The sequence below is a fragment of the Sphingomonas sp. genome (genome assembly GCF_019749955.1).
Taxonomy (GTDB): Bacteria; Pseudomonadota; Alphaproteobacteria; order Sphingomonadales; family Sphingomonadaceae; genus Sphingomonas.
This window is the reverse complement of the sequence record NZ_JAIEPC010000058.1, coordinates 1-12851: the sequence shown is the minus strand read 5'-3', so window position 1 is coordinate 12851 and position 12851 is coordinate 1. Positions and strand designations below refer to the sequence as shown.

Annotated in this window: 15 protein-coding genes; 7 read left to right on the top strand and 8 right to left on the bottom strand. The window is 63.0% G+C overall.

Annotated elements, in window-relative coordinates:
• Nucleotides 1-11: 11 nt before the first annotated feature.
• From K2W81_RS11620 to K2W81_RS11605, 4 genes are all read right to left on the bottom strand, one after another.
• Complete coding sequence (locus tag K2W81_RS11620; RefSeq protein WP_294104455.1) at nucleotides 12-911, bottom strand: DNA N-6-adenine-methyltransferase; 900 nt, start codon at nucleotides 909-911, stop codon at nucleotides 12-14.
• Between the two features lie 534 nt (nucleotides 912-1445).
• Nucleotides 1446-2285 (bottom strand): EamA family transporter, encoded by an 840-nt coding sequence (locus K2W81_RS11615; RefSeq protein ID WP_294104453.1) that lies wholly within the window; start codon nucleotides 2283-2285, stop codon nucleotides 1446-1448.
• Between the two features lie 30 nt (nucleotides 2286-2315).
• Nucleotides 2316-2837 carry a hypothetical protein gene (locus K2W81_RS11610; RefSeq protein WP_294104451.1) on the bottom strand — a complete coding sequence of 174 codons (522 nt, stop codon included), beginning with the start codon at nucleotides 2835-2837 and terminating at the stop codon, nucleotides 2316-2318.
• Between the two features lie 10 nt (nucleotides 2838-2847).
• Nucleotides 2848-3663: a fatty acid desaturase gene (locus tag K2W81_RS11605; protein ID WP_294104449.1), complete on the bottom strand. Its 816-nt coding sequence runs from the start codon at nucleotides 3661-3663 to the stop codon at nucleotides 2848-2850.
• Here K2W81_RS11605 and K2W81_RS11600 point away from each other — a divergent pair.
• Nucleotides 3662-4000, top strand: a complete 339-nt coding sequence (locus K2W81_RS11600) for a group II intron maturase-specific domain-containing protein (protein WP_294104447.1) — start codon at nucleotides 3662-3664, stop codon at nucleotides 3998-4000. The genes K2W81_RS11605 and K2W81_RS11600 overlap by 2 nt on opposite strands.
• A 409-nt stretch (nucleotides 4001-4409) precedes the next feature.
• Here the strand turns inward: K2W81_RS11600 and hmpA are convergent, their stop codons facing one another.
• The 3 genes from hmpA to K2W81_RS11585 are packed head-to-tail and all read right to left on the bottom strand — an operon-like array spanning nucleotide 4410 to nucleotide 6704.
• Nucleotides 4410-5642, bottom strand: a complete 1233-nt coding sequence (gene hmpA / locus K2W81_RS11595; protein WP_294104445.1) for an NO-inducible flavohemoprotein — start codon at nucleotides 5640-5642, stop codon at nucleotides 4410-4412.
• Entirely contained in the window at nucleotides 5635-6246 is a 612-nt protein-coding gene (locus K2W81_RS11590) for a redoxin domain-containing protein (protein ID WP_294104443.1), read from the bottom strand. Before K2W81_RS11590 ends, hmpA begins: the two co-directional genes overlap by 8 nt.
• Nucleotides 6243-6704 (bottom strand): Rrf2 family transcriptional regulator, encoded by a 462-nt coding sequence (locus tag K2W81_RS11585; RefSeq protein WP_294104441.1) that lies wholly within the window; start codon nucleotides 6702-6704, stop codon nucleotides 6243-6245. Before K2W81_RS11585 ends, K2W81_RS11590 begins: the two co-directional genes overlap by 4 nt.
• A 227-nt stretch (nucleotides 6705-6931) precedes the next feature.
• Between K2W81_RS11585 and K2W81_RS11580 the strand changes: the two genes are divergently transcribed.
• From K2W81_RS11580 to K2W81_RS11560, 5 genes are all read left to right on the top strand, one after another.
• Nucleotides 6932-7861: an AraC family transcriptional regulator gene (locus K2W81_RS11580; protein WP_294104440.1), complete on the top strand. Its 930-nt coding sequence runs from the start codon at nucleotides 6932-6934 to the stop codon at nucleotides 7859-7861.
• 65 nt (nucleotides 7862-7926) lie between these two features.
• The gene (locus K2W81_RS11575; protein WP_294104439.1) at nucleotides 7927-8616 is read left to right on the top strand and encodes a cytochrome P460 family protein; all 690 of its coding nucleotides are present in this window, start codon (nucleotides 7927-7929) and stop codon (nucleotides 8614-8616) included.
• 249 nt (nucleotides 8617-8865) lie between these two features.
• Entirely contained in the window at nucleotides 8866-9375 is a 510-nt protein-coding gene (locus K2W81_RS11570; protein WP_294104438.1) for a cytochrome P460 family protein, read from the top strand.
• Nucleotides 9376-9456: 81 nt separating this feature from the next.
• Nucleotides 9457-10767 (top strand): hypothetical protein, encoded by a 1311-nt coding sequence (locus K2W81_RS11565; RefSeq protein ID WP_294104436.1) that lies wholly within the window; start codon nucleotides 9457-9459, stop codon nucleotides 10765-10767.
• A 51-nt stretch (nucleotides 10768-10818) separates the two neighbouring features.
• Nucleotides 10819-11214, top strand: a complete 396-nt coding sequence (locus tag K2W81_RS11560; protein ID WP_294104434.1) for an isocitrate lyase/phosphoenolpyruvate mutase family protein — start codon at nucleotides 10819-10821, stop codon at nucleotides 11212-11214.
• Nucleotides 11215-11601: 387 nt separating this feature from the next.
• Here K2W81_RS11560 and K2W81_RS11555 read toward each other — a convergent pair whose 3' ends face one another.
• Nucleotides 11602-11778, bottom strand: a complete 177-nt coding sequence (locus K2W81_RS11555) for a hypothetical protein (protein ID WP_294104431.1) — start codon at nucleotides 11776-11778, stop codon at nucleotides 11602-11604.
• On the opposite strand from K2W81_RS11555, the gene K2W81_RS11550 reads away from it, so the two are divergent.
• On the top strand, nucleotides 11704-12579 hold the full coding sequence (locus K2W81_RS11550; protein ID WP_294104508.1) for a DNA topoisomerase IB: 876 nt from the start codon (nucleotides 11704-11706) through the stop codon (nucleotides 12577-12579). The two genes, K2W81_RS11555 and K2W81_RS11550, sit on opposite strands and share 75 nt — an antisense overlap.
• The last annotated feature ends 272 nt before the right edge of the window (nucleotides 12580-12851 follow it).

The following is a 12851-nucleotide window of genomic DNA, read 5'->3' as shown; positions in this document are numbered from 1 at the left end:
GCCCCGCCCCGTCAACCAATGCCATCCCCCGCGGCACTTCGCGCCAACCAAAACCCCGGGACCAGTTCTGCATATCGCTTTTTTTGCTCGGCGGTTGCCCCGAGGGTCACAATCATCAACGAAAATGGCGTGTGCTGGCCCTGTCCTCGTGGGTCCAAAAATCGCACGCGCCCTCGTAGTAAGTAGATGTCAGCGTCGGCGCTGAGCGTGTCGTGAAACCAGCGCGAATCGGTTCTGACTGGCCCCAGGCAAACAACGGTCTCGACCGTTCCTGCTCGCCACTGGCCATGGGCGCGCTGGAGCCATTTGAGAAGCTCGCTGAAGGGTGGGTTGACGAACACGAGCCTGCCCGACCAGGCGTCAGTCAGCCCGTCGCCGCCCTCGCTCAACAAAATTCGGCGGCGCGCGATGACCGGGCTGAGCACGTGGCCGCAGGGGTCGAGATCGATTTCACCAAATGCCGTATAGATCGCAGCCATGAAGTCGGGCGGCGTGAATCGGCTATCGCGATCGTCCTTGTCGCCCTGTCCCCAATAGCTCCGCTCTTGCGCGCGGCGCCGGGCACGGGGCGCGAGCACCGCCATCAAGCGCAGCAGGCTTTTGACCGACCCGCCGCCTCGCTCCAGACTGGCGATGGTCGTCCTCGATAGCTTTGTCTTTTCCGTCATCTCATCGAGCGACATCGACCGTTTGCGCCGGGTGGCGCGCAATTGTTCGGCCAGAGTTCTACCTGGGGCCAGGCCGGTAAGCCGAAAGTCCAACGCCCCCATCACCATGATGAGGGTCCCGACCGAGCCGACGCCCTTCTCCAGCCGCTTGATGGCCTGGGCATCGAGATCGACTCGTCCGGCTAAGGTGCGTTGCGACCATCCCGCCAGCCGTCGAGCCTCCCGCAATTCTTTGACCAGCATTCGATACCATTTGGGCTCAAATTCTACTCTGATACAATTCAGGGCGGGGGTCAGCAACACTCAAATCCATCCGAGCTCGTTCTCGATCCTCAAGGCTAGAGCTGGCGGGCATGCATCGCGATGTCGCGCCCGCCGTTCGAACATGGCCGCCTGTCAGGCCGCCATGACGGTGAGCGACGCGACTGCTTTCAGGGCAAGTCGGGTGGAAAAGGGCCTGTCCGCTTTGGAGCGCCGATCGAAGCAAGCAGACGTTCGTTCAGCTGGACCGTAGCGGCGGCTAGCCATCTGAAGCGTCGATCTCGCCTTCGTGCGCGCCAATGTCGGCGACGGGGTTTTGTCCGCCGACCTGACCTTCGTGCGCTATGCGACCGCCGGTTTGATTATGCTGCCCTAGCTAGAGCGGCATTCGCCCGCCACAATGGCGGGCATGGCGTGGCGCCAGGCGGTCGTGCTGATCTTGCTCGCCGGGCCGCTGTTCATTCTGGCGGGAGCGAGCGGTTTCCTATTCGCGCCGCCGTCGCATGGCGCGGTGGTTCACGCCCAGGCGCGCCTCAGCGTCGCGGCGATGCCGCCGATGATCAGCAGTGCGGCCAGCGCCAGACGCCATGTCAGCGGCTCGCTAAGCAGCACCGCCGCCGCGATGGCGGCCACCACCGGTGTCGCGAGCTGGGTCGCGCCGACCGTGGCATGCGGCAGTCGCGGCACCACCTTGTACCACACCACGTAGCCCAGGCCCGAGGTGATCGCTCCCGATGCGATGGCCAGCATCGTGCCACCCGCCGTGATGGCATGTCCTGCATCGAGCAGCGGCAGCGGTGCCGAAAACAGCGCGGCCAGCAGAAAATTGCCGGCCGTCCGGCGGGCGGGATCGGCGGTTGATCGACCCATCACCGAATAGAGGCCCCACGCTATGCCCGCGACGATCATGCTCAGCATTGCCAGGATGGGGCCAGGTGCAGCACGAGCGCCCAGCAGGATGCCGACACCCGCCATCGCCAGCACGACGCCGGCAATATCAATGGCACGGATGCGGTCGTCCGACAGGAACGAGGCGGTAAGAATGGTGATCTGCACCGCCGCAAACAGCACCATCGCGCCTGTCGCCGCGTTCAGCTCGACAGAGGCGAAGGAAAACGCCCCGCAATAAAGGAACAGCGCCAGCGCGCCGCGCCAATTCGGTCGCTCGCGCGCGCCGCGCAGGAGCCATGGCAGCAGAACGGCCGCGCCGGCGGCAAGCCGGATCGCGGTGAAACTGCCTGGCCCAATCTGGCCGTCAGCTAGCGCGGCGCGCGCGAGCAGCGAATTGCCGGCAAAGGCCAGGATGGCCAAAGCTGCCAAGATGACGGTTGCGACGCGCGGGGTGGTCGGATGCATCTTCCGAGTTAACCGGGGTCCCGGCGGTCTTCAATCAGCAAACGGATGATCGGTATAGTCATCGGCACCGCCGCAGTAGATGCGATCGGCGTTGAGCGGGTTCATTGGCAGGTCCTCCGTCAGCCGCCTCGGCAGATCGGCGTTGGCGATAAACAGGCGGCCGAATGAGGCGGCGTCGATCTCGCCCGATGCCAGCGCAGCCCGGGCGCGCTCGCCAGTATAGCTGCCATTGGCAATGTAGTTGCCGCCAAACGCCTTGCGCACGATACGCGGGTCGACGATGCGGTCGAACGGGTCGCCGCGCGGGCTGCTGGGCTCGACGCAGTGGAGATAGGCAAGGCCGCGCTTGCCGAGCTGCTCGGCCAGATAGCCGAACACGGGCGCGGGGTTGCTGTCGCTCATGCCGTTGATCGTCAGCGACGGTGACAGGCGGATACCGACGCGCTCGGCGCCCCAGACGCTTGTCACCGCGTCGGTCACTTCGAGGGTCGAGCCCGCGCGATAGAGATGCTGCGATCGACATGTGCGTTCGTGGCGTTCAGGAGACTTCATGACCCAAGCTTCATCGCAGCCAACCGAAGCCGTGCTGGCTCGGCATTGGTGCATAGGGGACGATGGCACGCGCCTGATCGTTCTCGAATTGCGCCACGAACTGCACCAGCAGACGTCGGCTGGCCCGCGCACCTATCCGGGTGCCCGGCATTGGTCCCTGGACACGGGGGAAGAGGTGCGCGTGATCGATCGCCAGATCTTCGAAGTCGTGGCGACCGGCGAATTGCTGCTGCTGGTTCAGTCCTGACATCGAGCATCCTTTTGCTGATCTGCGGGTGGCGATGGCAAGCCGCCGCAAATTCTGCACCAGTCCGCGGTGGTCGCCAGGAGGAAAGTCCGAGCCCGCCGGGAGCATCGCCGTCAGCCGACGATCGGCTTCGCCGAGCCGATGGTACGGAATGCCCGGCAACAGATGATGCAAGGCGTGATAGCGCAGACCGACCGGGGCCCAGAGCTCTGGCAACCAGCCCGGCGGGGGCACATTCATGCTGTCGAGATACTGCTCCGTGATGCTAAGTGGTGTGCCGTCACTCTCCCACAAATGCGCGACCAACGTGCGGATCTGGTTCAGCATCGCAATTCCGGACAGAATTGCAGCGTAGACGAGAAGGACGCGAAGTGGGATCAGCCCCGCGAGTGCGGCGCCCACGACACCAATCGACCACACGCTTGTCGCGGTTTCGAGGATAAACCAGCGCCGCCGCTGCGGTCCAAGTGGCGGCTCGCGTCGGAAAGCAGGATTGATCGTCAGCGCTGAAAGCTGCTCCAACACGATGCGGCGAAGCCTTGGTAGCATGTACTCGGCGAAGACGGGGCGAGCCCGCATGGGCTATCGGCCGTCAAAGAAGAGCATCAAACGGGCCGTGGACACCATCCACGCGCTTACCGAGCGAAGGTCTACATCGCAGGATGCCACAGTGCTGGTGGCCAGGATCAACCGGGCGCTGCGCGGATGGGACAACTACTTCTCGGTTGGGACCACGAGCCAGGCGTACCGCGCGATCGACAGCTACACAGTGGTGCGGCTGCGTCGGTGGCGTCGGCACAAGCACGGGAAAGCCGACAAGAGGGCGGGAGCCTATCTACCCCAGCATCTCTACGAGCAATACGGGCTCGTCCGTCTTACCCAGCTTGGTCGGGGCGCGCCGTGGACGAAGGCGTGATGCTTTGTCCGAGAGCCGGGTGCAGGGAGATCCGCATGTCCGGTTCGATGAGCAGGGGGTGGAAACGGGTCGTCTGGTAAGCCCCACAGGCGAACCGCACGATGCCGCGCCACCTCCTGACTCTACTCTTATTGCCTCTGAAATGTCAGGCTGCGATTGCCATGCGTGCGCGACGGATTTCCTCTCGGCAGCCGGGCGAGGTGCTTTGCCGCGCTCTAGCTTCGCGCCGTGATCGCTTTGAGCGACGAGCCGATGCCGAAACGCTCGATCGCGGGGCCGGCTTCAAGGATGGGATGCGTGGCGGCGGAAGATCGCGTGCTCATAATGATATCCTTGAGCGGGTTGGGGCAGTCGGATCTGCGCGCGCCTTGAACCGGCGAAAAAACCAAGGAGGACGTCAATCCGCCAGTCAGGCAGCGAGTTTGACGGCGGACGGAGGCACGGTCGGGGCCTCGCTCGACTCGAGGCTCGATTGCGGGCCGAAGAACTCGAAATGCACGCGGTCGTCGGCGACGCCGATCTCTGCCAGCGCCGCCAACATCGCGCGCATAAAGGCGGTGGGGCCGCACAGATAGACGTCGACATCGCCATCGCCGCACGCTTCAAGCAGGGTGTCGCGATCGATCCGGCCGGTACGGTCGAAATCATCGCCGAGCCGATCGTTGGGAGCAGGGCGCTCGTAGAAGGTCCGGCTGCGCACCCATAGCGCGCGTGCTGCGACCGCCCTGACCTCGTCCGCAAAGGCGTGCGCCGCGCCATCAATTGCGGCGTGGAGGAACCACACCGGGGCGCGCTCGCGCTCGGCCAGCGCATGCAGCATGCTGATCATCGGCGTCTGGCCAACACCGCCGCTCAGCAGCAGCACCGGGCAGGCGGCAGAACTGTCGAGCGTGAAGTGACCGGCGGGGACGGCGCAGCGCAGCACCGCACCGGGTACCAGGGCATGAAGCATGCCCGAGCCGGTGCCCTGCGGCTCGCGCTTGACCGAGATGCGATAGCCGGCGGTCGAGGGCGCGCCCGACAGGCTGTAATGGCGCAGCAGCGGACGATCCGGCAGCGCCAGCGCCAGCGTCAGATATTGGCCGGGGATGTGGGGCAGCACCGTTCCGCCATCGACGGGCACGAGTTCAAGCGAGCGGATGATCGCGCTTTCCTCGGTGATGCTGGCGACGCGAAAGTCGCGCAGGCCGCGCCAGCCGCCAGGATGCGCCGCCGCCGTGTCGGCAAGATCGGTTTCGCGGGCGATGAACACATCGGCAAGATCGCCGAACGCGAGTGCCCAGGCGGTGAGCAATTCGGGCGTCGCGGCGTCGCCCAGGACATCCCCCATCGCTTCGATGATGCAGGCACCGACCGCGCCATAATGCTCCGCCGTGACCGCGCGGGCGACGTGCTTGTGCGCGATCCGCTCGACCGCCGGCAACAGCGCGGCGATGTTATCGATATTCTCGGCATAGGCTGTGACTGCCTCCGCCAAGGCGCGCGGCTGGCTGTGGTCGCGCATGTGCGATGGATCGAAGATCATTTCGATTGAGCGGTCGCGAAACAGCAATTCGTACATGCGCTCGACGACGGCGAGGCTGTGGAGGCGGATCGCAGGGGCCGAGGCCCGCACGATGTCACGTGTGGCGGAATCAAGCATTGGTGGAAGTCCTTGTGGCAAGCGGAGCAGTAAGGGTGTCAGGAAGGCGGCAGCCATCGGCGGTGCAGTCGGTGCCGGTCGGATCGACCGCGCCGGTGGCGGGAGCGGTGACGGCGGGCGCGGTGGCGACGGGTGATTCGGCGATCAGCGTGGCGATTTCGGCACCAAGCCGCAAATCGTCGAGATGACCGAAATGCTGCGCGCGCATGCGACCGAGCCGATCGATCAGGATCAGCGTCGGTGTGCCCTGCATGGCATAGGCCGTCATCGTCAGTGGCGGTCCGCCAAGTTCACTTTGCCGGTCGATTCCGACCGGGAAGGCGATGCGATATTCATGGATGAAGGCGGCGATCGCCGCGCGCGAGCCTTGTGCCTCATGATGTTCGAACACGGTATGCAGGCCGATGACGGCGATGTCGGCGCGGGGGAACGTCGCTTGCACCCGCGTCGCCTGGGGCAGGCCATGGTCGACACAGCCGGGGCACAGCATCTGGAATGCTTCGATCAGCACCACCTTGCCACGCAGACCGGCAAGGGTGAGCGGGTGCGGGGTGTTAAGCCAGGTCTCGACATCGAGTTCGGGGGCGGGGCGCAGCGTTTTCATTCATGGTCCTTTGGGGTGGCCGCCGGCAATGATGCCGGGGGCAGGTCGAACAACCGACGCAGCCCATCGATGCGCTGATCGAGCAAATCGGCCAGGGTATAGCGATCGAGCACGGCGAGAAACGCGGCCAGCGCCTCGTCGACGACACTGGCGAGCGAACAGGCGGGCAGGATCAGACAATCGGGGCAGGGGAATAGTTGCAGATCGGTTTCGCCGTGGCGGATGATCGCCCCGATATTGATCGTGGCCGGATCGCGCCCGAGCTGGATTCCACCTGATCGTCCCCGCACGCTCGTGACGTAACCGGCCTTGCCGAGATCGTGCACAACCTTGGTCAAATGGTTTTGCGAAATGCCATAGGTCGCCGCAATCGTGGCGACCGAGCTCAACGAGCCAGGGCGCGCGCCCAGGTATAACAGAACGCGCAGTGCGTAATCGGTATAGCGCGACAGGCGCATTGTTCGGTTTCTCCAGGACGGTGATATATATGTATATTAAATACATGATTTGTCCAGAGCCAAATGGGCGCTGAGTTATCAACCTAGATTTGTTTTCTCGACGGAGGCCGCGTCTCGGCGCATAAGCGCCAAAAGAACCGTCCGGGACGAAGCACCCGCTGCGCTCAAAACCTGGGAGGAACGGCCGGGCGACGCCGGATAGGCTCTCTTCTGCGAGGAGTCCCGCCGTGGACGTGCTCAATGACATCTTCGAAACGATACAGCTTCGCGGCATCTTCTATTACCGCACCGATTTTTCGGGACCGTGGGCGACGACCATCCCGCCTTTGGCGCGTGCGGCGCGATTCCATTATGTCGCGCACGGCCAATGCTGGTGCCGAGTCGAAGGCGCGCAGCCCCTGACACTGGAAACAGGCGACTTTGTCCTGATCCCCAATGGCGCGCAACACGTCCTTGCCGACTGCCCGACTGAGGACGCGCCGCCGCTGGAAGCGGTGATGGAAGCGGTGGGTTATGACGGCGAGGCACTGTTGTCGGTCGGCACTGGCGATCCGCTGGCAGCCACGCGGCTGGTGTGCGGGCACCTCACCTTCGGGGCTGGCGCGGATCATCCGCTGTTGCGGGCGTTGCCGACGTATATTCATGTTACCGACGCGGCGCGCCAGCGTCGACCCTGGTTCAACCAAGTGTTGAGTATGTTGGTTAGCAACGTATTCAGCGGTCATCCCGGATCGATCGCAGTGGTGACGCGACTGTCCGAAGTGCTGTTCATCGAGGCCATCCGATCGGCTGGCACGGAGGCACCGCAGCTGCGCGCGATCATCGATGGCTTTTCCGATGAACGCATTGGCCGCGCCATCGCCTTGATCCATCGCGAACCTGGCAAGCATTGGACGGTCGCTATGCTTGCCGCCGAGATCGGCATGTCCCGAACCCGCTTCGCGGTCCTTTTTCAGGAGATGATCGGGGTTGGGCCGATCAGTTATGTCATTGAATGGCGCCTGCAAAAGGCTAACGCGCAACTTTTTACGACGTGTAAAAGCATTCCCGAAATTGCCAGGGGTATTGGCTACAACAATCCTGCAGATTTTACCCGCGCTTTTGTCCAGCGATTCGGTCAGACACCCGTCGAGTTTCGCTGCAAGAGGCATGAATAATCATCACGGATCTTCAGCCTGTCGTTCCAAAGATTACGCAAATCCCTCCAAACCGCTCTACGATATTGCGCGCGCGCGCGAAAACGTCGAGGTCACTTCAAACGCTATTGACCGTCAGTGATCGGAGAGACTGCATGCGCAAGATTCATTTTGTGTCCCTGACAATTTTGGGACTCGCACTTGTCGGCTGCGCGCAGACGGACACGTCCAAGCAAACCGCGAAATCCGACGTCGCCGCCGCAGCGCCTGTCACCGCTCTCGCGCGCTACCTGCCCGAATTCACGGCATCCGGAGAGCTGGTGCTGCCCAAGAATTTCGAAAAATGGGTGTATGTCGGCTCGCCGCTGACGCCGAACGCGCTCAACGGCGGCAAGGCAAATTTCCCTGAATTTCATAACGTCTATGTCGAGCCGGTCTCCTACGATATTTACCAGAAAACCGGCGTTTTCCCGGAAGGGACGATCCTGTTCAAGGAACTGCAATTGACCCTGCCACAACAGCATCCTGACGGGTCGCGCGACGAGCCATCGGGTCGCGGATATTTTCCCGGCAAGCTGAACGGCGCCGATGTTTCGGTCAAGGACAGCAAGCGCTTTCCCGAAACGCATGGCTGGGGCTATTTCAACTTCAACCATGGAGAGCCCAAGGCAGCGACCGCCAAGCTGAAGGCCGCCGCCGATTGCGCCGATTGTCATACGGCCAATGCCAAAAAGGATATGGTCTGGACGCAATTCTATCCACGTCTCGATCACTGAACGCCGCCCCCGCTCCCCGCGGCGTGACCTGAGGCCCGATCCGGGGCGGATGTTGTCCGCTCCGGATCGGTGCTGGGGCGTTCGGAGACCCCGCGATCGGGTACCGCTCGACCGGTGCCGAGGCGGAACTGCCAACAAGGGCCTGCTGCTATGACAATTGAATCGATCGTTTCGCCAGTCGCCACTAGGCGACGCCGTCGCCCGTTGATCCGGTCGCTCACCGCGCCTGGCGTCGCATTCGGGCTCTTGTTGGCCGGCTGCACGTCTACTGCGCCCACGACGGTTGCCGACACCGCCGCCAATCCTGCTGGCGACCTGCGCGTGCCCCACAATTATCGAGACACGTATCAATATCTCGGCACTTGGGCCGTCGCAGCCGATACCGGACCAGGATCGCAACAGCTGCACATCGTCTATGCCTCGCCCGGTGCGGCGACAGCCCACCGCGCTACCGGGCACTTCCCAGACGGCACGACGCTGGTGAAAGAGGTATTCGGGGCCAAGACCGGGACGATGACGACCGGAACCGTGAGCCGCGCCGACACGCTGATGGGCTGGTTCGTGATGGTCAAGGACAGCAAGAACAGCCACCCCGGCAACAAGCTGTGGGGCGACGGCTGGGGCTGGGCGTGGTTCGACGCCGACAAGCCCAACAAGACGACCTCGACCGATTACAAGACCGACTGTCTGACATGCCACGTCCCCGCCAAGGGCAACGACTGGACCTATGTCGAGGGCTATCCCGTGCTGAAGAAGTAACGCAGACCCGGCGGTCAGCCTTGGCTGGCCGTCGGCTTTCCATCGAGCGCCGGGGGGCGAAAACGACAGGAGACACCGATCATGCGTTTCGACCTCGGCCTCACCGCATTGGTGCTTTTGACTGGCGGAGCGGCACACGCCCGCGACGCAACCGTTCCCGCGCCGACCGCTGCTCCGGTCGAACGACCGACGTCGGCGCCGACCAAAGTGGTCGGCCACCTCTACATGCAGTCCAACACCGTCGCCAACGCGATCGTGCATTTCGCACGCCGCGCCGACGGCACGCTGGCCGAGGTCGAGCGCGTCGCCACGGGTGGTGCCGGGTCGGGCGTGTTTAAGCCGGTCAGCGGACAAGCGAGCGCGCCCAATGCCTTCGAAGGTGCCGGCAGCGTGATCCTGACCTCGGGCAACACGCTGCTGTTTGCCACCAATGGCGGCGACAATAGCGTTTCGAGCTTTCGCGTTGCGGCGGGCGGCCGCCTGACTCTCCTCGATCACAAAAGCACCGGCGAAGCGGTGACCGGCAAGAGTGGCACGGCCAAGTCGCTGGCCTATAGCCCGGCGAACCATACGCTTTTCGTGCTCCATGCCTTCGGGCCAAACCACATTCGCGCGTTTTCGGAAAGTGCCGGCAAGCTGACGCTGCGCACCACCGGCTACAGCGTCAACACCGCCACCAAGACCGACCGGATCCCCACCCAGTTGGTTCTGTCACCCGACCAGAAGTTCCTGCTCGTCGACATTTTGTTCGATTTCCGGCCGGCGGCCAATGCCGATGGATCGGCAAAGCTGGTCGTCGCGAACGCGCCCGACAAGGACGGGCTGGTCGTCTTCCCGATCGATTCGCGGGGCACCTTGCGTCAGCCGATCTTCAACGATGCGGGGGGCGCCGGGCCCTTCTTCATCGGCTTCCTCAAAGGCCGTCCGGGCACCTTCCTCAACGGATATGCCGTGTCCGATGGGGTCGCGATCAGCCATATCGACGCGAAGGGACGCGTCACGAGCACAGCGCCGGTCCAGATCAATACTGCGGCTGGCAAGCCCTCGGAGCTTTGCTGGCTGGCGATCACCGCCGACGGAAAGCGCGTTTATGCGACCAATTTCGGATATGGCAGCGTAACCAGCTTCGCGCTCGACGGCGATACGCTGCGCATTCTCAAGGATCCCGCAAACGATCCGATCCCCGGCGACGGCACCTTCCGCGCGGTCAATGGCGTGGTCAGCAGCGGCCCCAGCGACAGTTGGCTGAGCCCCGACGACGCTTTTCTGTACCAGATCTTCGGCAACGCCTCGACGATGGTTGGCTATCGCGTGGGCAAGGATGGCAGTTTGGCCGAAGTCTCGCGCAATCCGATTGCCTATAACAGCCCCCAGGGTTTGGCCGGCTTTTGATCACGGCGCGATGATCGGTCACGCAATGATTGGATCACCGCTCCACTCGATTTGCCGACCGGAATCTGCGGCGTGTCGATCGAAAATTGGTCGGGGAGAATCCTTTATGACGTAGCGCTGGCGGTTGAGCGGATCGCAGCATCGCGCGCCGCGATCGACGCGGTCGATCCGAGTGCTATGCTGGTAGGCCGACATAAGAACTTCCGCACGCTAGACATGAATGTCGGCGACAGCATTGCGCGTGCCGTCGCGTATTCGAACGCAGGCGCGGATATCTTGTTCGTGCCTTTGATCTTGGATCATGGCGCGGTCGCAGAGCTGCTCGAGGCCATCGCTCCCAAGCCGGTAAACGTGGTGGTCCACCGGTATGACGACACCATCCGTGCTTTCGCCGAAATGGGCGTGCGCCGCTGCAGCGTGGGCGCAAGCCTGGCAAAGGCAGCGTGAACCGCCTTCGACGCGGCCCGCGACATCGCTGCGCGACCTTGAACGGCAGGTCTCTCGCTGAGCGGGAACGTAGCCGTAGAATATCCGATTTCCTGCGCCTTGCTCCGATCTATCGCCCCACTGCTGACAAGGATACCTGAGGTGTCCCGAGCTATCATCTGTTCCGGGAAAGTCGGCGACGTAGGGGGCGGCAGCTATCATCGAGGCTTACGAAACTTTTATGAACGCCGGGAAGACCAAGGCCATAAAGGTGCTCATCCACGCATGACGGCGGCACTGAGCGCGAGTTGGGACGATCCCAACCGGGACTGTGCCGAGAACGTCACAACCGTCGCAATCGATTGAGCGAGGACGACAATTACGCCCAGTTCGCTCTCTGCCGAAGGCTTATCCTTTTCGGACATTTCGGCGCCTGGAATATCGCGCAAGCGCCTTGCCAAGGGTTGGGGTTATTATTGGCAGGGCAAGCGGATCGGCGACGGCGAAACGATCCGCCGCCTCGATGCCCTGGGCCTCCCGCCCGCCTACGAGCACTGCTGGTTCTGCGCCGATGCGGCCGGCCATATCCAGGCAATCGGATATGACCGGCGCGGGCGACGGCAATATTGCTACCACGCGCATTTCCGATCCGAGCGAGAGCATGACAAGTTCGATCGCTGCGCACCGTTCGGCCGGGCGTTGCCAGCGCTACGGCGCCGGATCGACCATGATCTGAGTCGCCGGGTATATGACAAGACCACCATCGTCGCCGCCATCGTCCACCTGCTGGACATCGCGCGGCTGCGGATCGGTGGCAGTCAATATGCGCGCGACAATGGCAGTTTCGGCGCGACCACCCTTCGCAAGCGCCATGCGCAAGTTTCCGGGCAAAAACTCAAGCTGCAATTTCGCGCCAAGTCGGGCCAGAAAGCAGTGTATCTCATCAATGACCGGGTGTTGGCACGGGTGGTGCGGCGCTGCCAGGAGCTGCCAGGGCAGGCGCTGTTTTGTTATTGCGATGAGGCTGGCGAGCCTCGCGCAGTAAATTCTGAGGACGTTAATGCGTATCTCAAGGAGGTCATGGGGTCTAACTTTACCGCCAAGGATTTTCGAACATGGGGAGCATCGCTGATCGCGTATCAAGTGCTCAGCAGCATTCCCACGGCAGCGCAAGCGGGCGCGACCTTCAAGGACATGCTGGTCACGGTAGCCGAGGCGCTCGGCAACACGCCAGCGATGGCGCGCAAGGCGTATATCCACCCGCGACTGATCGCGATGGCGAAAGACGGAAATTTCATACCGGGCCGCGGCGGGCGGGCGACGCGCTATCTATCGCGAGCCGAGCGCGGGTTGATTGCGCTGCTGGAGACAACGGCAACAACGTAGGAAATCAATGCCACGTAAGACGGGCTGACCTGAAACCTGAGAAACTCAGCTTAACGTCAATTCTCGAGAGGCTAACCACCTTGGGACTGCGGCATCGCCACTTTCGAGCAAGCCCAGTTTTTCCAGATCCGTCGATTCTGCCGCTGGCCGCGAAGCAAACTTGCCCACGGCGCCCCCCTAGCCATTCGACGAGTGTGCTCGAGCACACGCGCAAATGTCCACTCCTGCCGTAATCTTTCGTTCGGCGAACCCGCCAGAAATGAAGGCTTTGT

Coding starts and splice junctions, on each gene's coding strand:
- K2W81_RS11600 (WP_294104447.1), top strand. CDS start 3,662: ATGGGCTATCGGCCGTCAAAGAAGAGCATCAAACGGGCCGTGGACACC.
- K2W81_RS11565 (WP_294104436.1), top strand. CDS start 9,457: ATGCGTTTCGACCTCGGCCTCACCGCATTGGTGCTTTTGACTGGCGGA.
- K2W81_RS11610 (WP_294104451.1), bottom strand. CDS start 2,837: ATGAAGTCTCCTGAACGCCACGAACGCACATGTCGATCGCAGCATCTC.
- K2W81_RS11555 (WP_294104431.1), bottom strand. CDS start 11,778: ATGGCCGGCCGCATCGGCGCAGAACCAGCAGTGCTCGTAGGCGGGCGG.
- K2W81_RS11620 (WP_294104455.1), bottom strand. CDS start 911: ATGCTGGTCAAAGAATTGCGGGAGGCTCGACGGCTGGCGGGATGGTCG.
- K2W81_RS11590 (WP_294104443.1), bottom strand. CDS start 6,246: ATGAAAACGCTGCGCCCCGCCCCCGAACTCGATGTCGAGACCTGGCTT.
- hmpA (WP_294104445.1), bottom strand. CDS start 5,642: ATGCTTGATTCCGCCACACGTGACATCGTGCGGGCCTCGGCCCCTGCG.
- K2W81_RS11605 (WP_294104449.1), bottom strand. CDS start 3,663: ATGCGGGCTCGCCCCGTCTTCGCCGAGTACATGCTACCAAGGCTTCGC.
- K2W81_RS11615 (WP_294104453.1), bottom strand. CDS start 2,285: ATGCATCCGACCACCCCGCGCGTCGCAACCGTCATCTTGGCAGCTTTG.
- K2W81_RS11585 (WP_294104441.1), bottom strand. CDS start 6,704: ATGCGCCTGTCGCGCTATACCGATTACGCACTGCGCGTTCTGTTATAC.